The organism is Longispora sp. NPDC051575, assembly GCF_040681875.1.
Taxonomy (GTDB): domain Bacteria; phylum Actinomycetota; class Actinomycetes; order Mycobacteriales; family Micromonosporaceae; genus Longispora.
On sequence record NZ_JBFAZP010000001.1, the window covers coordinates 739,729 to 758,414 of the forward strand.

Annotated in this window: 19 protein-coding genes; 10 read left to right on the forward strand and 9 right to left on the reverse strand. The window is 74.0% G+C overall.

Going from position 1 to position 18,686, the window contains the following annotated elements; genetic code table 11:
- Positions 1–94: 94 nt before the first annotated feature.
- From AB0M43_RS03125 to AB0M43_RS03140, 4 genes are all read left to right on the forward strand, one after another.
- A complete protein-coding gene (locus AB0M43_RS03125) occupies positions 95–1,426 on the forward strand; it encodes a (5-formylfuran-3-yl)methyl phosphate synthase (protein WP_363720622.1) in 1,332 nt (443 codons plus the stop codon).
- A gap of 11 nt (positions 1,427–1,437) precedes the next feature.
- Complete coding sequence (locus AB0M43_RS03130; protein ID WP_363720623.1) at positions 1,438–2,295, forward strand: hypothetical protein; 858 nt, start codon at positions 1,438–1,440, stop codon at positions 2,293–2,295.
- Positions 2,292–3,155: a hypothetical protein gene (locus AB0M43_RS03135; RefSeq protein WP_363720625.1), complete on the forward strand. Its 864-nt coding sequence runs from the start codon at positions 2,292–2,294 to the stop codon at positions 3,153–3,155. Before AB0M43_RS03130 ends, AB0M43_RS03135 begins: the two co-directional genes overlap by 4 nt.
- A gap of 125 nt (positions 3,156–3,280) precedes the next feature.
- Positions 3,281–3,649 (forward strand): hypothetical protein, encoded by a 369-nt coding sequence (locus tag AB0M43_RS03140; protein ID WP_363720627.1) that lies wholly within the window; start codon positions 3,281–3,283, stop codon positions 3,647–3,649.
- Between the two features lie 149 nt (positions 3,650–3,798).
- Here the strand turns inward: AB0M43_RS03140 and AB0M43_RS03145 are convergent, their stop codons facing one another.
- From AB0M43_RS03145 to zwf, 4 genes are all read right to left on the reverse strand, one after another.
- Positions 3,799–4,167 carry a hypothetical protein gene (locus AB0M43_RS03145; RefSeq protein ID WP_363720629.1) on the reverse strand — a complete coding sequence of 123 codons (369 nt, stop codon included), beginning with the start codon at positions 4,165–4,167 and terminating at the stop codon, positions 3,799–3,801.
- Positions 4,168–4,305: 138 nt separating this feature from the next.
- A complete protein-coding gene (locus AB0M43_RS03150) occupies positions 4,306–4,923 on the reverse strand; it encodes a bifunctional 4-hydroxy-2-oxoglutarate aldolase/2-dehydro-3-deoxy-phosphogluconate aldolase (RefSeq protein ID WP_363720631.1) in 618 nt (205 codons plus the stop codon).
- 250 nt (positions 4,924–5,173) lie between these two features.
- Positions 5,174–6,970, reverse strand: a complete 1,797-nt coding sequence (edd, locus tag AB0M43_RS03155; protein ID WP_363720633.1) for a phosphogluconate dehydratase — start codon at positions 6,968–6,970, stop codon at positions 5,174–5,176.
- Positions 6,967–8,430 (reverse strand): glucose-6-phosphate dehydrogenase, encoded by a 1,464-nt coding sequence (gene zwf, locus AB0M43_RS03160; protein ID WP_363720635.1) that lies wholly within the window; start codon positions 8,428–8,430, stop codon positions 6,967–6,969. The genes edd and zwf overlap by 4 nt, the downstream gene beginning before the upstream one ends.
- A 146-nt stretch (positions 8,431–8,576) precedes the next feature.
- Between zwf and AB0M43_RS03165 the strand changes: the two genes are divergently transcribed.
- Complete coding sequence (locus AB0M43_RS03165; protein ID WP_363720637.1) at positions 8,577–9,773, forward strand: ROK family transcriptional regulator; 1,197 nt, start codon at positions 8,577–8,579, stop codon at positions 9,771–9,773.
- A gap of 85 nt (positions 9,774–9,858) precedes the next feature.
- Here the strand turns inward: AB0M43_RS03165 and AB0M43_RS03170 are convergent, their stop codons facing one another.
- Complete coding sequence (locus AB0M43_RS03170) at positions 9,859–10,347, reverse strand: hypothetical protein (RefSeq protein ID WP_363720638.1); 489 nt, start codon at positions 10,345–10,347, stop codon at positions 9,859–9,861.
- A 49-nt stretch (positions 10,348–10,396) separates the two neighbouring features.
- Between AB0M43_RS03170 and AB0M43_RS03175 the strand changes: the two genes are divergently transcribed.
- Genes AB0M43_RS03175 through AB0M43_RS03185 form a run of 3 tightly spaced genes read left to right on the forward strand, consistent with a single transcriptional unit; the run spans position 10,397 to position 13,511 of the window.
- Positions 10,397–10,993 carry a LemA family protein gene (locus AB0M43_RS03175; RefSeq protein ID WP_363720640.1) on the forward strand — a complete coding sequence of 199 codons (597 nt, stop codon included), beginning with the start codon at positions 10,397–10,399 and terminating at the stop codon, positions 10,991–10,993.
- A gap of 3 nt (positions 10,994–10,996) precedes the next feature.
- A complete protein-coding gene (locus AB0M43_RS03180; protein ID WP_363720642.1) occupies positions 10,997–12,976 on the forward strand; it encodes a M48 family metallopeptidase in 1,980 nt (659 codons plus the stop codon).
- 58 nt (positions 12,977–13,034) lie between these two features.
- A complete protein-coding gene (locus tag AB0M43_RS03185) occupies positions 13,035–13,511 on the forward strand; it encodes a nicotinamide-nucleotide amidohydrolase family protein (RefSeq protein WP_363720644.1) in 477 nt (158 codons plus the stop codon).
- Positions 13,512–13,530: 19 nt separating this feature from the next.
- On the opposite strand, the gene AB0M43_RS03190 is transcribed toward AB0M43_RS03185, so the two are convergent.
- The 4 genes from AB0M43_RS03190 to AB0M43_RS03205 all read right to left on the reverse strand — a co-directional run bounded on the left by AB0M43_RS03190 (position 13,531) and on the right by AB0M43_RS03205 (position 17,062).
- On the reverse strand, positions 13,531–14,484 hold the full coding sequence (locus AB0M43_RS03190) for an endonuclease/exonuclease/phosphatase family protein (protein ID WP_363720645.1): 954 nt from the start codon (positions 14,482–14,484) through the stop codon (positions 13,531–13,533).
- 62 nt (positions 14,485–14,546) lie between these two features.
- On the reverse strand, positions 14,547–15,020 hold the full coding sequence (locus AB0M43_RS03195) for a Rieske 2Fe-2S domain-containing protein (protein ID WP_363720647.1): 474 nt from the start codon (positions 15,018–15,020) through the stop codon (positions 14,547–14,549).
- 256 nt (positions 15,021–15,276) lie between these two features.
- On the reverse strand, positions 15,277–15,909 hold the full coding sequence (locus tag AB0M43_RS03200) for an alpha-ketoglutarate-dependent dioxygenase AlkB (RefSeq protein WP_363720649.1): 633 nt from the start codon (positions 15,907–15,909) through the stop codon (positions 15,277–15,279).
- Positions 15,910–15,913: 4 nt separating this feature from the next.
- A complete protein-coding gene (locus AB0M43_RS03205) occupies positions 15,914–17,062 on the reverse strand; it encodes a methyltransferase (protein ID WP_363720651.1) in 1,149 nt (382 codons plus the stop codon).
- A gap of 179 nt (positions 17,063–17,241) precedes the next feature.
- Here AB0M43_RS03205 and AB0M43_RS03210 point away from each other — a divergent pair, with 179 nt between their 5' ends.
- Together AB0M43_RS03210 and AB0M43_RS03215 are read left to right on the forward strand one after the other, a co-directional pair.
- The gene (locus AB0M43_RS03210) at positions 17,242–17,931 is read left to right on the forward strand and encodes a nucleoside/nucleotide kinase family protein (RefSeq protein WP_363720653.1); all 690 of its coding nucleotides are present in this window, start codon (positions 17,242–17,244) and stop codon (positions 17,929–17,931) included.
- Positions 17,932–18,071: 140 nt separating this feature from the next.
- The gene (locus tag AB0M43_RS03215) at positions 18,072–18,650 is read left to right on the forward strand and encodes a carboxymuconolactone decarboxylase family protein (protein WP_363720655.1); all 579 of its coding nucleotides are present in this window, start codon (positions 18,072–18,074) and stop codon (positions 18,648–18,650) included.
- Positions 18,651–18,686 lie beyond the last annotated feature (36 nt).

The window sequence follows — 18,686 nt, forward strand, 5'->3', positions numbered from 1 at the left end:
AACCACAAGTTATAGCAGTAATTCTTGGTAATCGTCCAAATTTATACCGATTATGAATAGGTTCCACTCGTCCGTGTCCGACCGGGGAGCCGACATGCCCAACCGCAAGGTGCTCGTCAGCGTGTTCAGTCCGCAGGAGGCCCGCGAGGCCGTCCTCGGCGGCGCGCGGATCGTCGACAGCGAGGATCCGCGCAGCGCGCTCGGCACCATCAAACCCCGCCAGATCATGGCGATCAGCGACTCCGTGCTGAACCACGCCCGGAGCCTCGACGTCCAGCTGTCCACCAACATCGGCGAGGACCAGCTGCTGTTCAAGCGGTCGCCGGACGGCCGGGCGCTGCAGAAGTCCCCGTACGAGATCGCCGGCAAGGCCGCGCAGGCCGCCCTCGGCGTCACGGTCGCCATGGGACACCGGGTGCACCCGTGCCCGATCGTCAAGGTCGGCCTCGACGGCATGGACGTCGGCGTCCTCACCGACGTGCTCACCGAGGTCGTCGCGACCCTCGACCGGACCGAGGCGCACTGCCACACCCAGGTGATGTCCGTGCTGTTCGCCCAGGACCTCGACCTGTGGGCGGCGCGCCGGACCCTGCCCGGGGTCCGCCGGGGGCTCGTCGCGCTCCGCGAGTTCCACCCCGCCGACGCCGGCCCGGGGGTGTTCGACCTGCGCGAGTACGCGGTGGGCACGCTCCGCGACGCCGACGGGAGGGTGCTGTTCACCGACCCGGGGCAGGTGGACCTCGACTCCCTCAAGGACAGGGGGGTACTCCCCGAGGACGCCACCCACACCCGGGTCGCGCTCACCGAACTGTTCCCGCACGCCCGGTTCGGGCTCGGCTCCGGGCGGCGCACCGACCGGGAGGCGATCCGCCGGATGGTCGACGCGACCGCCCGGGCCGGGGCCGACGCGATGATGCTCGACACCAGCGTGCTGCTCAAGGTCGCCCGGGTCGGACTCGTCTCCGCCGCCGACAGCCCCGAACTCGTCGCCTTCGAACCGCTCGACGTGGACGCGGCCGGGCTGGACCGGCGGGGCGTGCTGTCCGTGGCCGACATCCGGTTCTTCGTGGACTACTGCCACCACCGGGGGCTGGAGGCCAACCTCGCCGGCTCGATCACCAGCTACCAGGCCCAGCAGCTCTGGCGGCTCGTCCCGCACGCCGACCACGTGTCCACCCGGGGCGGGGCCTCGGCCGTGCAGGTCGACCCGGCCGCGCCCACCGGGGGCGGCGAGGACTCCCGGCTGGCCAACGTGATCAAACGCGACCTGGTCCGCGGGTACGTGCCCCCGGAGCAGGACGGGCACGTGTGCCTGCCGGAGCGGGCCAAGGGGTCGGCCGGGCCCCTGGTGGACGCGATGCGCCACCGCTACCCCGACCTGCCGTTGTACTGGGCCGACCGCGAGGGCCGGCTGACCGAGGTGTGAGGAGAGTCCCCGTGTCCACCGCAGACCTGAAACCGCCGCAGGGCGACCCAAGGGTTCCGCCGCTCGCCGCCGCGCACGCCGACGGGTACGTCCGCGCCGCCTACGACCTGGCCGCCCACACCTGGGGCATCCCGAACAACCTGATCCGCACCATGGGTTGGCTGCCCGCGCTGGCCACCACGGAGGTGCCCTACGCCAACTCCTTCATCTTCGACGACGGCCCGCTGGCCCGGTGGCCGTCGCCCGCCGACCCGTCCGCGCGGACGCTGCTGCCGTACGCGGGGTTCGTGGACCGGGTCACCAAGGAGCTGCTGATCAACCTGGTCAGCCTGCTCAACCGCAGCCGGTACTCGATCACCCACCACACCGTCATCGGGTACGCGACCCTGACGGCGGCCGGCGAACCCGCCGAGGAGATGCTGCTGCACCTCGTCGACTCCACCGGGAAGCCCGACTTCGAGGCGCACCCGGAGCACTACCGGGACCCGCACCTGCACGCGCTGCGGTTCGCGCTCGCCGCGCACACCGACCCGCACGCGGTCACCGACGAACAGTTCGCCGCCCTGCGCGCCGTGCTGCGCGACGAGGCCAAGGGCCGGATCGCGGGCGGGCCGCTCGGCGGGGAGCCGGGCACGTCGACCGAGGAGTACCTCGACACGTGGGTCAACGGGGCCCTTGTGGAGCTGACCTGGCTCGTCCTGCACTTCGACGGGCTGCTCAACGGCTGGTTCACCCTGCTGCGGGTGCACGACGAGACCAGTGTCGCCGCCGACGGCATCGACTTCGTCGCGCACTACAACGCGACCGTGCCCGAGCGGCTCAAGGTCCGCAACAACAACCTGCTCGGCCCTACCGGATGGGGGCGATGAGAATGACCGCGACCCTGGAGACCGTGACCGACTTCCCGGTGCCCGCCCGGAAGATCATCCGGTTCAGCTGGCAGACCGGCCCCTGGTTCGACGTCTTCCAACGCCAGGTGCTGCTCATCCAGGACGACCTGGCCCGGGCCCGTGCGGGCGACCGGCTCGTGGCGTACCTGAGCTGCCCGGTCAGCCCCCGGGGCGGCGGGCACCCCGGCACCAACGTGGCCGTCGCCGGGCACACCGCGCGCCGGTTGGCCGCCGACCTCGGCGAACGGTTCCACGTGCTCAACCCGGCGGCGTACCAGCTGGAGTCCGCCGAGGGCCGCACCACCCTCGCCCGGCACGCCGCCGACCTGGGCCTCGACCTGGCCGAGCTTCTCGCCGCGACGAGCCCGAAGGGCGGGGACTACATGCGGATGTGGACCCGGGTGCTGGTCGAGGACGACGGCGAGCAGCTCGGGGCCCGGTTCGACGCGATGCACCTGCTCGGGCCGTCCGACGTGCGGGACTTCTTCCTGCGCGGCGCGCCCGGCCCGCTGATCGGCGCCATCGAGGAGTACTTCGCCCGCCGCTACGCCCTCGACCCGGACTTCCGCGCCGACTTCGAGGCCGTGCCGCCCACGGACCCGCAGTGGGAGGCCAGGCGCACCGCGTTCGTGCGGTACTACGCGATCCGGGCCGGGGCCGCCTACAGCCTGGGCAGCCACGACGAGTGGAACATCGCGGTCCGGCTCAACGCGGCCCGGCGGGCGTCGACCGTGCTGGGGCCGGGGGCGGGGCAGCAGATCGCGCTGGTGTTCGACGGGCGGCAGGTGCCGCCGGGCTCGGCCGAGACGGAGACGTCACCGGGCTACGAGGTGGTGTAGCCGCGCGCGATCCATAACCGTTGCGCATGCATGCCTGTCTTGGACACGCGGCAGGGCCCGGGGTGACGGTGGGTGTCGAGGCCGGGACGCAGGGTGCGGATCCGGGAGCCACGAAGGAGACCGAGATGAACACGAAGCTCAGGAACGGGTTGGCCGTCGCCGGGATCGCGGTGGTCGGGATCGTCGGCATCGCCCTCCCCGCGTCGGCCAACGACGAGAAGCCGTTCACCGTCGCCGGGTTCTGCGGCTGGGACCCCGGAACCGACGGGGGCACCTACGGGCACGCCTACGGCCACGCGAACGTCCGCAGCGGCCCGGGCGCGCACTGCGACCGGCGCGGCGGCGCGGAACCGCAGGACAGCCTGCACTACCGGTGCTACGCGGCGGCGGCCGACGGCTCGACGTGGACGTACGTCACCGACGAGCGCACCTGGCTCACCGGGTGGATCCGGGACACGTACCTGTCCGGTGGGGGTTCCTACACCCACTGCTGACGGGTACATCGGGGGACGGGCTCCGGCCACTGCCGTGTGGGGTGGCCGGAGCCCGCTGCCGTGCGGTACCGGGCGGCCGGGGGCACGACCACTGCGCGGTGGCCGTGCCCGCGACGCCGGGAGCGTCGGTCGAGGTGGGGCGGGAGGGCTCAGCCGCAGGCGGCGGTGAACGGGTACCAGCCCGCACCGGCGCTGGTGCCGCCGACCCGGTAGGTGTTGCTGGCCGTGCCGACACAGGTGTAGACGGCCTGGCCCATGTGGCCGGCGAGGATGGTCCACGTGCCGGTGGCCGGGTTCAGCCGCTGCACGGAGGCGTAGGCGTTGACGACCTCGCCGTTGCAGACCTTGTCCGCCTCGGCGACGACCTGGCCACCGGAGTGGTAGATCGCGTAGTAGGGGCCGGTACAGTTGGCGGCGGCCTGGGCGGGGGCCGCGAGGCCCGCGAGGCCGGCGGTCGCGAGGGCGGAGACGGCGGCAGCGGCGAGGAGCCTGCGGGCGCGGGGCAGGGAACGGGTCATGTGTCCTCCATCGAAGTGGGGGTTCCTTGAGTAGGGAACCTATCCACCCAACGGCGGCCGTGAGTCTCACGACAGTCTCACAGTCTTTTGTGGACTGTGCCGCCCCGCCCCGGTCACGCCCCGCGCGACCCGCTCAGATCAGGGCCGCAGCTTCGCCGCCCCGGCCGCGAGGTCGCGCACCGCGTCCCAGTCGCCGGCCGCCAGCAGATCGGCCGGGGTCAGCCACGAGCCGCCCACGCAGCCCACGTTCGGCAGCGCGAGGTACCCGGCGGCCGAGTCGACCGTGATGCCGCCGGTCGGGCAGAACCGCACGCCGGGCAGCGGCCCGGACAGCGCCTTCAGGTACGGCGCCCCGCCGGCCGCCTCCGCCGGGAAGAACTTCAGCTCGGTGAGCCCGCGCTCGACGGCCGCGAGGACCTCGGACACGGTGGCGACCCCGGGCAGGTACGGCAGCCCGGAGTCCGCCAGCGCCGCGTGCAGGTCCGGGGTGGCCCCGGGGCTGACCAGGAACCTCGCCCCGGCCGCCACCGACGCGGCCACGTGGGCGGGGGTGGTGACGGTCCCGACGCCGATGAACGCCTCCGGCACCTCCGCCGCGATGGCGCGCACCGCGTCCAGGGCGGCCGGGGTGCGCAGGGTGATCTCGATGGCCGGCAGGCCCCCGGCGACGAGGGCCCGGGCGAGCGGCACGGCGTGCGCGGCGTCGTGGATCACCACGACCGGGATGACGGGCGCGAGGTCGAGAATCGAGGTCATGGTTCCCCTGTCGGGCTCGGTGTGCGTTCGGGTGGTGCCGGGTGTTTCCGGTGGTCAGGCTAGGCCGGCGACGGGGCCGGGCGGCTCCGGCGCGCGGACCGGGCACCCGGCGGCGGGCCGGCCGGCCGTCCGGGACCGACGGGCCGGGCCGGTGGCCACCCGGTCCGGCCGGTGATCGCGGCCCGGGTCGGACCACGGTCGCGCCCGGGCCGGGCGGTCGATCCCGACTGCCCGGCCCGGGTGGTCGGGATCAGAAGATCGTCGCGCCCCGGTCGGCGGGTCCCACGAGGGCACGGAAGCCGGCGAACAGCTCCCGTCCCGTACCCCAGGAATCGGTCTCCTTGGGGGAACCCTCCGGGGCACGGCCGGTGAGGTCGGCCAGCACCTCGACGGTCCCGGCGTCGGCGTCGAGCCGGACCAGGTCCCCGTCGCGGAGCAGGGCCAGCGCCCCGCCGTCGGCCGCCTCCGGGGTCACGTGGATCGCGGCCGGCACCTTGCCCGAGGCGCCGGACATCCGGCCGTCGGTGACGAGCGCGACCTTCAGGCCCCGGTCGAGGAGCACGGCGACCGGCGGGGTGAGTTTGTGCAGCTCGGGCATGCCGTTGGCCTTCGGGCCCTGGTAGCGGACCACGATCACGGCGTCGGCGGTGAACTCGCCGCGGTCGAAGGCTGCGAGGAAGTCCGCCTGGTCGTCGAAGATCCGCGCGGGGGCCTCGACGATCCGGTGCTCGGCCTTCACCGCGGACACCTTCATCACGGCCCGGCCGAGGTTGCCGGCGAGCATCCGCATCCCGCCGTCGGGGGCGAACGGGTCACCGACGCCGCGCAGCACGTCCTTGTCGCCGGACTCGGCGACCCCGTCCCGCCAGACGAGGGTCTCCTCGGCGAGGAACGGCTCGGCCAGGTAGTTGTCCAGGCCGTGGCCGGCGACCGTGCGCACGTCGCGGTGCAGCAGGCCGGCCGACAGGAGTTCGCGGATCAGCAGGCCGATGCCGCCGGCCGCGTGGAAGTGGTTCACGTCCGCCGCGCCGTTGGGGTACATCCGGCTGAGCAGCGGCACGACCGCCGACAGTTCGGCCATGTCGTCCCAGGTCAGCTCGATCCCGGCGGCGGCGGCCATCGCGACCAGGTGCATCGTGTGGTTGGTCGAGCCGCCGGTGGCCAGCAGCGCGACCACCCCGTTGACGACGGCCTTCTCGTCGACGACCTCACCGATCGGGGTGTAGTCGTCCCCCAGCGCCGTCAGCGACACCACCCGGCGGGCGGCCTCGTCGGTGAGCGCGTCGCGCAGCGGGGTGCCCGGGTTGACGAAGCTCGACCCCGGCAGGTGCAGGCCCATGACCTCCATGACGAGCTGGTTGGAGTTGGCCGTGCCGTAGAAGGTGCAGGTGCCGGCCGAGTGGTACGACTGGGCCTCGGCCTCCAGCAGCTCCTCCCGGCCGACCAGCCCCTCGGCGTACTGCTGCCGGATCCGCGCCTTCGCCTTGTTCGGCAGCCCGGAGACCATCGGCCCGGCGGGCACGAACACGGCCGGCAGGTGCCCGAAGCTCAGCGCGCCGATCACGAGACCGGGCACGATCTTGTCGCACACGCCCAGGTACAGCGCGCCGTCGAACATGTCGTGCGACAGCGCCACGGCCGTGGCCATCGCGATCACGTCCCGGCTGAACAGGGACAGCTGCATGCCGGCCCGGCCCTGGGTCACCCCGTCGCACATAGCGGGCACGGCCCCGGCGACCTGCCCGGTGGCCCCGACGGACCGCAGCGCGGCCTTGAGCCGGGGCGGGTAGGACTCGTACGGCTGGTGCGCCGACAACATGTCGTTGTACGCGGTGACGATGCCGATGTTCGCGCGCGGGGTGGAGCGCAGGATCAGCTTGTCCTCGGGTCCGCAGGCCGCGAAGCCGTGCGCGAGGTTGGCGCAGCCCAGGTCGCCCCGGGCGGGGCCGGTCAGGGCGGCGGCCCGGATCCGGGCGAGGTAGGCCTCGCGGCGGGGCGCGGAGCGGGCGGTGATCCGGCGGGTCACGGCTTCCAGGACGGGGTTCACGTGGATTCCTCCTCGTGCCAGGTGCGACCGTCCCTCTCGATGAGGGCGATCGCGGCGGCGGGGCCGGAAGAACCGGCGGCGTAGGGCTTCGGGCCGACAGCGTCGGCGGCCCAGGCGGCCAGGATCGGCTCCGTCCACGTCCACGCGGCCTCGACCTCGTCGCGGCGCATGAACAGGGTCGGGTTGCCGCGCACGATGTCCATCAGCAGGCGCTCGTACGCGTCGGGGGTGCGGGTCTTGAACCGCTCGGAGAACTGGAGGTTCAGGCTGGCGTCGTGGGTGCGGTACCCGCCCGGGCCGGGCTCCTTGGTCATCAGGTGCAGCCGGACGCCCTCGTCGGGCTGCAACCGCAGGACCAGCCGGTTCGGGGACAGCGGCGGGCCGTCGGCGCCGAAGATGGAGTGCGGGACGGGCCGGAACTGGACCACGATCTCGGAGCTGCGCCGGTCGAGCCGCTTGCCGGTGCGCAGGTAGAACGGCACCCCCGCCCAGCGCCAGTTGTCGATCCCGACCCGGAGGGCGACGAACGTCTCCGTGGTACTGGGCGCGCCCAGCTCCTCGGTGTAGCCGGCCACGGCCGCCCCGTCCACCGCCCCGGACCGGTACTGCCCGCGCACCACGTCGCCCGGCGCGGTGTGCCGCAGGGCCTGGAGCACCTTGAGCTTCTCGTCGCGGACCGCGTCGGCGTCCACGCTCGCGGGCGGCTCCATCGCGACCAGGCACAGGAGCTGGAGCAGGTGGTTCTGCACCATGTCCCGCAGCGCGCCGGCGTCGTCGTAGTAGCCGCCCCGGCCGCCGACGCCCAGGTCCTCGGCGACGGTGATCTGCACGTGGTCGATGGAGCCCGACCGCCACAGCGGCTCGAACAGCATGTTGGCGAACCGCAGCACCAGGAGGTTCTGGACGGTCTCCTTGCCCAGGTAGTGGTCGATCCGGTAGATCTGGTGCTCGGCGAACACCGCGCCGACCTCGTCGTTGATCCGCCGGGCGCTGGCCAGGTCCGTGCCGATCGGCTTCTCCAGCACGACCCGGGACTTCTCCGTGATCAGGCCGGCCTCGTGCAGGTTGCGGCTGACCGGGCCGAACAGCTTCGGCGCGCAGGACAGGTAGAAGGCCCGGACCTTGTCGTCGGAGCCGGCCAGGATGTCGGTGAGCACCTGGTACGCGTCGAGGTCGGTGACGTCGAGCTCGCGGTGGTGCAGGCGCTCGCGGAACGCGGCCCAGGCGTCGGCGTCGAACGTGCCCGGCGGCAGGAAGGCGCGCACCTCGGCGTGCACCTTGTCCCGGTAGTCCTCGTCAGTCAGCCCCGCGCGGGACACCGAGACGATCCGGGTGTCGGGGGTCAGCTGGCCGTCGCGGTCGCGGAGGTAGAGGGCGGGCAGCAGCTTGCGGAACGCGAGGTCCCCCGTGCCGCCGAAGACCACGAAGTCACAGGCGGCGACCGGTGCGCTCTGATGCATGAAAGGAGCCTTTCCCAAGCAGGTTCAAGCAACCCTAGGCAGAAGTTCGGTCTCAAAGCAAGCGTAGTTTCGTATCGTGAAATGCAGAAGCCTCCGCAGTATCGACACTTTGACGTACGCAAGTCCGAATGGTTAACTCTCGTCTCATGGCCCGGTCTCCGATCGCCCCCGCCCCCGCGAGCGCGGGAGACGTCCTGCGCCTCGTCCTCGCCGGCGACGCCGACACCCGTGGCGACATCGGCCGGCTCACCGGGCTGTCCCGCACGGCCGTCACCGCCCGGGTCACCGAACTGCTCACCCGGGGCCTGCTCGTCGAGACCACGGTCGGCCCGTCCACCGGGGGCCGGCCGCCCGTCCGGCTGTCCTTCAACGCCGCCGCCGGGGTGGTCCTGGCCGCCGCCGTCGGCGTCACCCGCACCCAGTTCGGGGTGTACGACCTGGCCGGCGACCCCTGCGCCGAGGACTCCGGCCCGCTGGACGCCACGAGGGGCCCCGACGTGGTCTTCGACTGGCTCCTGGACCGGTGGCGCCGGATGCTCGCCGAACTGGGCCGGACCGCCGCCGACGTGCGCGGCGTGGGCCTGGCCGTACCGGCGCCGGTGAACGTGGCCACCGGCCGGACCGGTACCCCGCCGACCTTCGCGGGCTGGGACGACGTGGACCTGGCGGCGCCGTTCGTGGCCGCGTTCGGGGTGCCCGTCGTGGTGGACAACGACGTGAACGCGATGGCCGTCGGCGAGCACTGGGCCCGGCGCGCCGACGGCATCACCGACCTGCTCGCCGTGAAGGTGTCCGCCGGGATCGGCGCGGGCGTGGTGGCCGGCGGAATCCTGCAACGCGGCGCGATCGGCGCGGCCGGCGAACTCGGCCACATCCGGGTCGAGAACGGCGGCGGCGTGCCGTGCCGTTGCGGCAACACGGACTGCCTGGAGGCGGTGGCCGGCGGCTCGACCCTGGTGCGGCGGCTGGCGGACGACGGGTTGCCCGTGCGCTCCGTCGCGGACCTGGTCTCCATGGTCGGCGACGGCAACCCCCGGGTCGTGCACGCGGTGCGCGACGCGGGGCGCCGGCTCGGCGAGGTCCTCGCGGCGGCCGTGAACATCCTCAACCCGGCCGTCGTCGTCCTCGGCGGCGACCTGGCCCGGGCGTACGAGCCCCTCGTGGCCGGGGTGCGCGAGGCGGTCTACCAGCGCGCGGCGGCGTACGCGACCCGGCGGCTGGAGATCGTGCCGAGCCTGCTCGACGAGCGGGCCGGGCTGGTCGGGTGCACGGTGCAGGTACTCAGCCGGGTGCTGTCGGCGTCGGCGGTGGACGCGGCGGTCGCGGGCCGGCCGGCACCCTGACAGGTCCACGCCGACCGGGCGAGCGCGCCGGGCCGCGCTGCCGACACGGACGCGACGCGGGGCCGCTCACCCCGGCCGCCGGGACCTAGCAGGCCGCCGTCCGGTACGCCGTGTAGGCCGCGCGCACCCCGCCCAGCGCCGTGACCAGGTCGTTCGCGTTCGCCTCGCCCACGCTCCCCGCGAGGGCGGTGTCCGCGCTGAGGGCCGACACCTTCTTGTTGTACTCGTCCACCGCGTCGGCGAGCGCCTTCACCGACCCCTCGGCACCGTGGGCGCGGACCGCGCCCGCGAGCCCCTTGCCGCCCGAGGCCAGCGCCCGCACCGCCGGGGCGGCCAGGGCCTTCACGGCCGCCACGTCCGCCGGCAGCCCGATGCCCCACCGGGTGTACGCGGCGGCGATGTCGTCGCACGCGGACATCGTCGGGGACGGGGCCGGGGACGCGACCGGGGCGGCCTTCGGGGCGCCCACGCACGCGGCGAGGAGCAGCGGGAGCGCGAGGGTGGCGAGGACCCGACGGAGCAGCATGCGCGGAGCCAACACCGGCGCGCCCCGGTACACAATGATGGTTGTCACTGTGTCAGAAACTCGATAAAAGGTCCCATATGGGATGCATCATGAGGGCATGGGGCTGCTCATCACTGTCATCTGCCTGCTCGTCGTCGTCCTCGTCGTCGCCGGCTACGCCGTGGGCGTCTACAACGGCCTGGTCCGGGCGCGCAACGCCTACAAGAACGCGTTCGCGCAGATCGACGTCCAGCTCAAGCGGCGCCACGACCTGATACCCAACCTGGTCGAGGTCGCCAAGGGCTACATGAAACACGAACGCGAGACCCTGGAGGCCGTGATCGCTGCCCGCTCCGGGGCGATGAGCGCGCAGACCCGGGCCGCCGCCAACCCCGGCGACCCGGCCGCGATGGCCGAACTCGCCGGCCAGGAGAACATCCTCAGCCAGACCCTCGGCAGGCTGTTCGCCCTGGCGGAGGCCTACCCGGACCTCAAGGCCAACCAGAACATGATGCAGCTGTCCGAGGAGCTCGCCTCCACGGAGAACCGGGTCGCCTTCGCCCGGCAGGCCTACAACGACGCCGTGATGACCTACAACAACAAGCGCGAGGTGTTCCCCTCCAGCGTGCTCGCCGGCATGTTCAACTTCGCCCCGGCCGCGCTGTTCGAGGTCGACGAACCGGGCGAGCGCGAAGCGCCCAAGGTCCAGTTCTAGAGCATGAACTTCTTCGAGCGCCAGCGGCACCTGCGCCGGATGTCCGTCCGGCTGGTGCTGCTGTTCGCCCTCGCCGTCGTCGGCATCGTCGTCGTCGTGGACCTCGCCGTCGTGCTCGCGATGGGCGCGTTCGACCAGCCGCTGTCGCAGATCACGGGCCTGGTCGTCGTCAGCACCGTGGTCACGGCCGCCGGGATCGGGCTCGCCACCCTGTACCGGATGGCCACCCTGCGCGGCGGCGGCGGCAAGGTGGCCCGCGAACTCGGCGGCGACTACGTCCCGCACGACACCACCGACCCGCAGCTGCGCCGGCTCCGCAACGTCGTCGAGGAGATCGCCATCGCCTCCGGGGTCGCCGTGCCCGAGGTGTACGTGCTCCAGAACGAGTCCGCGATCAACGCCTTCGCCGCCGGCTGGTCCACCTCGGACGCCGCCGTCGCCGTCACCCGGGGCGCGCTGGAGACCCTGAACCGCGACGAGCTCCAGGGCGTCATCGCCCACGAGTTCAGCCACGTCGTCAACGGGGACATGCGGCTCAACATCCGCCTGATCGGGCTGCTGTTCGGCATCATGTTCCTCGCCCTGGCCGGGGAGACCATGCTGCGGGCCGGCGCGTTCGGCCGGTCCCGGGACGAGAAGTCCGGCGGCAACCCGCTGCCCCTGATCGGGATCGCCCTCGTCGTCGCCGGCTACGTCGGGGTCCTCGCCGGCCGGCTGATCAAGGCGTCGGTGTCCCGGCAGCGCGAGTACCTGGCCGACGCCGCCGCCGTGCAGTTCACCCGGCAGACCAGCGGCATCGCCGGCGCGCTGAAGAAGATCGGCGGACTGCCCGCCGGGTCCCGGCTCGGCGCGCCGAAGGCCGAGGAGGTCGGGCACATGCTGTTCGGCACCGGATCGAAGGCCCGGGCGTCGTGGTTCGCCACCCACCCGCCGCTGGCCGAACGGATCCGGGCGCTGGACCCGTCGTTCGATCCGGCGCAGCTGGCGGCGCTCGCCGAGGGGTGGGCGCAGTCGCCGCCCGACGGGATGCGCGAGGACCTGACCCTGGGGCTGACGGGGCACGCGGCCCCCCGGCCGGAAAGGGGCACGGGATCCGGGGACCCGGCCGGGTCAGACGTCACCGGGCCGGGCCCCGCCGGTGCGGACACCCCGACGCGGGCGACGGCCGGGGACGAGGTCGTGGCCCGGGTCGCCTCCCCCGACGCGAACTCCTACCGGCACGCCGAGGCGTTCCTGTCCCGGATCCCGGAGACCTTCGCGGCCCGGGCCCGCAGCGTCGACCGGGTCGTGCCCCTGGTGCTGGGCCTGCTGCTGTCCGCCGATCCGGACGTCCGCGCCCGCCAGCACGCCGACCTCGTCGCGGGGTACGGCCGGGCCGTCGCCGACGCCGCGTGGGCCGAGGCCGAGGAGCTGTCCGGCCTGCCGGCGGTGCTCCGGCTGCCCCTGGCCGAGCTCGCGTTCCCCGCGCTGCGGCACCGGACCACCGAGGACCAGAACGCGGTGCTCGGCGCGGTGTACGCCCTCGTCAACGCCGACGGACGCACCAGCCCCTTCGAGTACTGCCTGTCGCGCATGCTGCACCGCCACCTCTATGAGGCCCTGCACCCCCAGCCGAGGTGGACGACCCGGCTCCCGCTGACCCGCGCCCGGCACGAGGTCTCCGTGCTCCTCGCGGTGCTGGCCCAGTCCGGGCAGTCCGGCGCGGCGGCCGACCGGGCGTACCGGGCCGGCATGGCCCTGGCCCTCCCCGACGCCCCCGCCACCCGGCCGGAACTGACCGCCGGCGTCCTGGACCTGGAGGAGGGCTGGGCGGTGCTCGACCGGCTCGACCCCGGGGCCAAGGAGACCCTGGTCCGGGCCGCCGTCGCCGTGATCAGCGACGACGCGGTGGCCCAGGTGACGGAGATCGAACTCCTCCGGACCGTCTGCGCGCTCCTGCACTGCCCGCTCCCCCCGCTGACCAGCCTCCCCGGCGCACCGTAGGCACCCGGCACGGCCCGACCGCCCCGCCCTTGGTCGCCCGGCGACCTAGAGTGGGACCGTGGATCCCCAGGACGTCGTCGCCGCCGTGCTGACCGCGCGCGGGCTCACCCTCGCCACCGCCGAGTCGCTCACCGGCGGCCTGCTCGGCGGCCGGATCACCGCCGCCCCGGGGGCGTCGCGGTTCTACCGGGGCGGCATCGTCGCGTACGCCACCGAGGCCAAGGAGCACGTCCTCGGCGTGGACGGCGGCCTGCTCGCCGCGCACGGCCCGGTCAGCCACCCGACGGCCGTGGCGATGGCCGTGGCCGCCCGCCAGCGGTTCGCCGCCGACTACGGGCTGTCCACCACCGGGGTCGCCGGCCCGGCCGAGCAGGACGGACACCCGGTCGGCACCCTGTTCGTGGGGGTCTCGGGGCCCACCGGCGACCGGGCGGTGGCGCTGCGCGGGACGGCGACGGGCCGCGACGCGCTCCGGGACTGGGCGGTGCGCGAGGCCCTGCGCGCCCTGGCCACGGACCTCGACACACCACACTGAGCGCCCGGCGTGGCCGGGGTCAGAGCCTGATGCGGGCCGCGACCGGAACATGGTCGCTGGCGGTGGACGGCAGGGTCCACAGGGACGTGACGGTCGCCGTCCGGGCCAGGATGTGGTCGATCCGGGTCACCGGCAGGGCCGCGGGCCAACTGAACGGGAACGCCGGAACCGGCGCGCCCAGCCGCGCGCTGACCGGCCCGAGCCCCCGGTCGTGCACAGTGGCGTTGAGGTCGCCGAGGAGGACCACCCGGCGCACCGGCTCGGCCGCGAGCGCCGCGCCGAGGAGCGCCGCGCTCTCGTCCCGCCGGGCGGACCGCAGACCGTCGGCGCCGAGGCGGACGGAGGGCAGGTGGGCCACGTACACCGCGAGGTCGCCCTTCGGGGTGGCGGCGGTCGCCCGCAGGCCACGGTTCCAGTCCGCGCCGAGACCCGCCGGCCGGATGTCCACGGGCCGCACGTCCGTCAGCGGGTACTTCGACCACAGGCCGACGGTGCCGACCAGCGCGCGGTGCGGGTACGCCGGGTCGAGGACCGCCGCGTACGCCGACAGGGCCGGGGGCACCAGTTCCTCCAGCGCGACCAGGTCGGCCCGGGCGGCGAGCAGGGCTCCCGCGGTACCCGTCGGATCGGGGTTCTCGTCGTCGACGTTGTGCTGGACCGCCGTGAGGTCGTGCGCCCCGGAGCCGTCGGGCAGCAGCGCGCCGCCGAAGAGGGCGAGCCAGGCGGTGACCGGCAGGACCAGCGCCAGCAGGGCGACGCCGGACCGGCGCACCAGCGCCACGACCAGCAGCGGAAGGACGGCCGACCCGCACCACGGCAGGTACGTCTCCAGCAGGCTGCCCAGCCGGCCGACCCGGTTGGGCACGGCCCCGTGGAAGACGAGCAGGGCCGCGACCAGCACGGCGAGGGCCGCCGCGACCCGGCCCCGGGACAGCGACCACCGCCGGGGTGCCGTGCCGTCGGTCCCCGTCATCGTCCGCTCCCCCGTCCGGCGCCGACCGGGCGCGGGGTCCCATGGTAGCCACGGATCCCCGGTCAGGCCCTGACCACGTCGCCCCCCACCACCTTCACCGCGATCGCCGACAGTCCCCGCGCGGCCGGCCCCTTCACCAGCGACCCGTCCTCCGCCTTGAACTGCGAACCGTGGTTCGGGCAGGTGATCACACCCTGCTCGGGGGCGTCCACGATGGTGCCCTGGTGGGTGCACCGCGCGTTGAACGCCTTCACGACGCCGGCCTGCGGCTGGACCAGCAGCACCGAACCGACGAGCTTGCCGCCGCCGACCGGCACGTCCGCGACCTTGGCCAGCACACCCGCGTCCGGGGCCGCCGAGGTCGGCGCGGCCGAGCCGCCCGGCTGGGCGTTCGCCGACCTGCTCGGCTCCGGGTCGGTCGGCGCGTCGGAGGCCGAGCCGCCGCAGGCCGCGAGCACGGCGGTCGCGCCGACGGCACCCGCCCCGACCAGCACCGCGCGCCGGCACAGCGCCGGGGTCATGTCCAGGGTTGTCATTGTCCACCCCGATCGACGAGGGGCCTGTCCCCCGCCACTACGCACCGCACCCCGCTTCGGTTCACCCCGACCCCGAAAAACTTTCGACGGGTACGACCACCCCGGCACTCCCGAGCCGCGCCCGCCCCGTCGGGCAAGGCCGATCCGCGCGGGGTGGCCTGACCCGACCGGACCAACCGGACCGACCAGGAGGCCATGCGGCTGTTTCCTGCGACCGCCCCGGCGGCCGCTTCCGGATCGCTGGCCGATCCGCGGGTCAGGAGACCCCGGCCGTGCGGAACTGGACGCTCACCCGTGGCCCGACCGGCCGGTGCGTCTTCGGCACCGCGTGCTCCCACGTCCGCTGGCACGAGCCGCCCATCACGACCAGGTCGCCGTGCCCGAGCGCGAACCGGAGGCTCTCCCCGCCGCCGCGCGGCCGGAGCAGCAGCGCGCGCGGCGAGCCGAACGACACGATCGCGACCATGGTGTCGCTGGTCGACGCCCGGCCGTTGAGGTCGCCGTGCCAGGCGACGGAGTCGTTACCCGTCCGGTACAGGCACATGCCGGCGGATACGAACGGCTCGCCCAGCTCGGGGGCGTAGTGCCCGGACAGGGCGTCACGGGCTTCGGTGAGCAGCGGGTGCGGCAGGGGCTCGTCGCCGCCGAACCAGCGCTGGAGACGCGGGACGTCGACCTCGCGGTCGTACATCGTCCGGCGCTCCTCCCGCCAGGCGACCCCGTGCAGCAGGGTGGTCAGGACCTCGTCGGAGCCGCGCGCCCAGCCGGGCAGGTGGTCCACCCAGGCGCCCAGGGTCAGCGGGTGCCGCCGGACGGCCGCGAGCCCGCCGAGCCCGGGGCCGTCGGGGGCCAGGTCGAGGATCGAGGGCTGGAAGGAGTACGAGGTCACGCCGCTATCTTAGTACACCCGTACGAACGGCGCGCAGGATCACGAACTTCGGGTTGCTGGCGACCAGGTCGCAGCTGCCGAAGAGCTTGCGGAGCTTCACGTGGTACCCGAGGTGCCGGTTGCCCACCACCCACAGCTCGCCCCCGGGGCGCAGGGCCGCGCGCGCCGCCGTGAACATCCGCCACGCGGTCGCGTCGCCGGTGGCCTGGTGCACGTGGAACGGCGGGTTGTTCAGGACCAGGTCGACACTGGCGGGCGGCTGGCCGACGAGCCCGTCGCGTACCAGAAAATGGGTCTTGACCTGGGGTGCGTTGGCCCGGACCGTGGCCTCCGCCGACGCGACCGCCTGGAAGGACTCGTCGACGAACGTCACCTCGGCGGCCGGGTTGCCGAGCGCTGCGGCCAGCCCGACGACCCCGTTGCCGCAGCCCAGGTCCACGACGTGCTCCGCCCCGGACCTGACCGGCAGGTGCTGGAGGAGGAACCGGGTCCCGATGTCGAGCCGCTCCGCCGAGAACACCCCCGCGTGGTTCGTCACCGTCAGCCCCGAGACGGCGCCCACGTCGGCGGGCAGCGCGTGGGTCCGGGGCCACGGGTTGGCCGGCCGGACCAGGGCGGGGTCCGGCACGCAGTGGATCAGCCGCGCCTTGCGCTCGGCCAGGGACGTGCGGGTCGGCCCGAGGATCCGCTCGAACAGCTCCAGCGTCGAGGTGTGGATCTCCTTGACCATGCCCGTGCCGACGACGACCGTGCCCGCGTGCGTGGCGGGCGCGAGCCGGTGCAGCTGGTCCTCCAACAGGGCCAGACTCTTGGGTACCCGCACCACCAGCACGTCGATCACGTCCGGCGGCACGTCCTGAGTGGTCAGGAGGCGCACGTCCTCCGGGGCGACCCCCGCGCGGCGCAGGTTCTCCCGGGTCGCCTCCATGGCCAGGTGCGAGTCGGTGACCAGGGTCGGGCGGTACGCGGCCAGCGCCGTGGTCAGCGCGCCCCACCGGTCCCCCAGCACCACCACGGCCCCGGACAGGTCCACCCCGCCGAGCTCCCGCAGCACGTACTCGTCGGCGGCGTCCCAGGCGCGCAGGTCCGCGCGCGGGTCGACCGGGAAGCGGACGAGGTCGAGCTCGCCGGGCGGGGTCAGCAAACGGTTCATCGAGGTCACAAGGTATCGGAGCGGGCCGGGCGGGACGCGGCCGGGCCGGGGTCCGAGGCGCGGCGGACAGGCGGCGCGCGGGTGAGGCGGGACTGTGGGGTGTCACGCGGCACGCCGCGTTTCGCGTCCTAGGTTGCTAGGTGACAGGGCTGGACGGCCCCCGCCGTTACGGTGGTGCGATGACCGAGACGACGCACGCCACCGTCGGGGAACTGGTCGACCGGGCCCGGCGCCTGGCCGCGACCGGCGGGCGTCGACTGCTCGGCGTCACCGGCCCGCCGGGTGCCGGCAAGTCCACGCTCGCCGAAGCCCTGGTCACGGCCCTGACCCCCGCCCCGGGCCCCGACCACCCCGAGGGCCCGGGAACCGGCGAGGCCCCGCCCGGGGCAGTGCTCGTTCCCATGGACGGCTTCCACCTGGCCGACATCGAACTGGCCCGGCTGGGCCGCCGGGACCGCAAGGGCGCCCCGGACACGTTCGACGGCGCGGGGTTCGTCGCGCTGCTCCGGCGGGTCCGCGCCGACACCGGGGACGTCGTGTACGCCCCGGCGTTCGACCGGACGCTCGAGGAGCCGGTGGCCGGTTCGATCCCGGTGCGGCCGGGCACTGCCCTGGTGGTCACCGAGGGCAACTACCTGCTGGTGGACGAGGATCCCTGGTCGGCGGTCCGGGGCCTGCTCGACGAGGTCTGGTACCTCGACGTCGACGAGGGGGTCCGGCTGGACCGGCTGGTGGGCCGGCACGTCGCGTTCGGGAAGAGCCGGGCGGCGGCCCGGGACTGGGCGCACGGCAGCGACGGGCGCAACGCGGCCGTGGTCGCCGCGACCCGCGTCCGCGCGGACGTCGTCGTCCGGGTCACCCCGGACTGACCCCGCACCCGGACCGACCCCGCACCCCGGCGGACCCGACACGCCGCCCCGAGCGGGCCGCGCGCCGCGGAGGTGGCGCCGGCCGCCCCGGATCCGGGAAAATGTCACCCTGCCGTCCATCTACTGTGGAGCGTGACAGCGTGGCGCACATCGACCTCGGCCTCGACGAGACCCAGTTCCCCGGCATCAACGGTCCGATGCGGTTCCGGCCCGAGACGGCCAGGCCCCTCAACGATCTCGCGGAGGCGCTGCTGCGCGGCCCGCACTCCATGACCCCGGGCGAGCGGGAGCTGATCGCCGCCTACGTGTCCGGGCTCAACGAGTGCCGGTTCTGTTGCGCGTCGCACTCGGCGTTCGCGGCCGTCCAACTGCCCGAGGGCATGCCGCTGGTCGACCAGGTGCGCGCCGACCTGGACTCGGCGAAGGTGACGGAGAAGATGCGGGCGCTGCTGCGGATCGCCGGCGCGGTGCAGGAGTCGGGTCGGAAGGTGACCACGGCGCTGGTCGAGGCGGCCCGGTCGGAGGGCGCGACGGACATCGAGATCCACGACACGGTCCTGATCGCGGCGGCGTTCTGCATGTACAACCGGTACGTCGACGGGCTCGGCACCCTGTACGTCGACGACCCGGACCGGTACCTGCAGGCCGGTCACCGGATCATCGAGCGGGGCTACGTGTACGAGGCCACGCCGGCCCCCGTACCCGGAGAAGCGGTCTGATCGTGGTGCCCCGCCCACCACCACGGCGGGCGGGGC

What these genes read in the sequence shown, in the direction of transcription:
- AB0M43_RS03180 (WP_363720642.1), top strand. Translation starts at nt 10,997, where the DNA reads ATGAACTTCTTCGAGCGCCAGCGGCACCTGCGCCGGATGTCCGTCCGG.
- AB0M43_RS03210 (WP_363720653.1), top strand. Translation starts at nt 17,242, where the DNA reads ATGACCGAGACGACGCACGCCACCGTCGGGGAACTGGTCGACCGGGCC.
- zwf (WP_363720635.1), bottom strand. Translation starts at nt 8,430, where the DNA reads ATGCATCAGAGCGCACCGGTCGCCGCCTGTGACTTCGTGGTCTTCGGC.
- AB0M43_RS03145 (WP_363720629.1), bottom strand. Translation starts at nt 4,167, where the DNA reads ATGACCCGTTCCCTGCCCCGCGCCCGCAGGCTCCTCGCCGCTGCCGCC.
- AB0M43_RS03140 (WP_363720627.1), top strand. Translation starts at nt 3,281, where the DNA reads ATGAACACGAAGCTCAGGAACGGGTTGGCCGTCGCCGGGATCGCGGTG.
- AB0M43_RS03165 (WP_363720637.1), top strand. Translation starts at nt 8,577, where the DNA reads ATGGCCCGGTCTCCGATCGCCCCCGCCCCCGCGAGCGCGGGAGACGTC.
- AB0M43_RS03135 (WP_363720625.1), top strand. Translation starts at nt 2,292, where the DNA reads ATGAGAATGACCGCGACCCTGGAGACCGTGACCGACTTCCCGGTGCCC.
- AB0M43_RS03175 (WP_363720640.1), top strand. Translation starts at nt 10,397, where the DNA reads ATGGGGCTGCTCATCACTGTCATCTGCCTGCTCGTCGTCGTCCTCGTC.
- AB0M43_RS03195 (WP_363720647.1), bottom strand. Translation starts at nt 15,020, where the DNA reads ATGACAACCCTGGACATGACCCCGGCGCTGTGCCGGCGCGCGGTGCTG.
- AB0M43_RS03150 (WP_363720631.1), bottom strand. Translation starts at nt 4,923, where the DNA reads ATGACCTCGATTCTCGACCTCGCGCCCGTCATCCCGGTCGTGGTGATC.
- AB0M43_RS03125 (WP_363720622.1), top strand. Translation starts at nt 95, where the DNA reads ATGCCCAACCGCAAGGTGCTCGTCAGCGTGTTCAGTCCGCAGGAGGCC.
- AB0M43_RS03190 (WP_363720645.1), bottom strand. Translation starts at nt 14,484, where the DNA reads ATGACGGGGACCGACGGCACGGCACCCCGGCGGTGGTCGCTGTCCCGG.
- AB0M43_RS03205 (WP_363720651.1), bottom strand. Translation starts at nt 17,062, where the DNA reads ATGAACCGTTTGCTGACCCCGCCCGGCGAGCTCGACCTCGTCCGCTTC.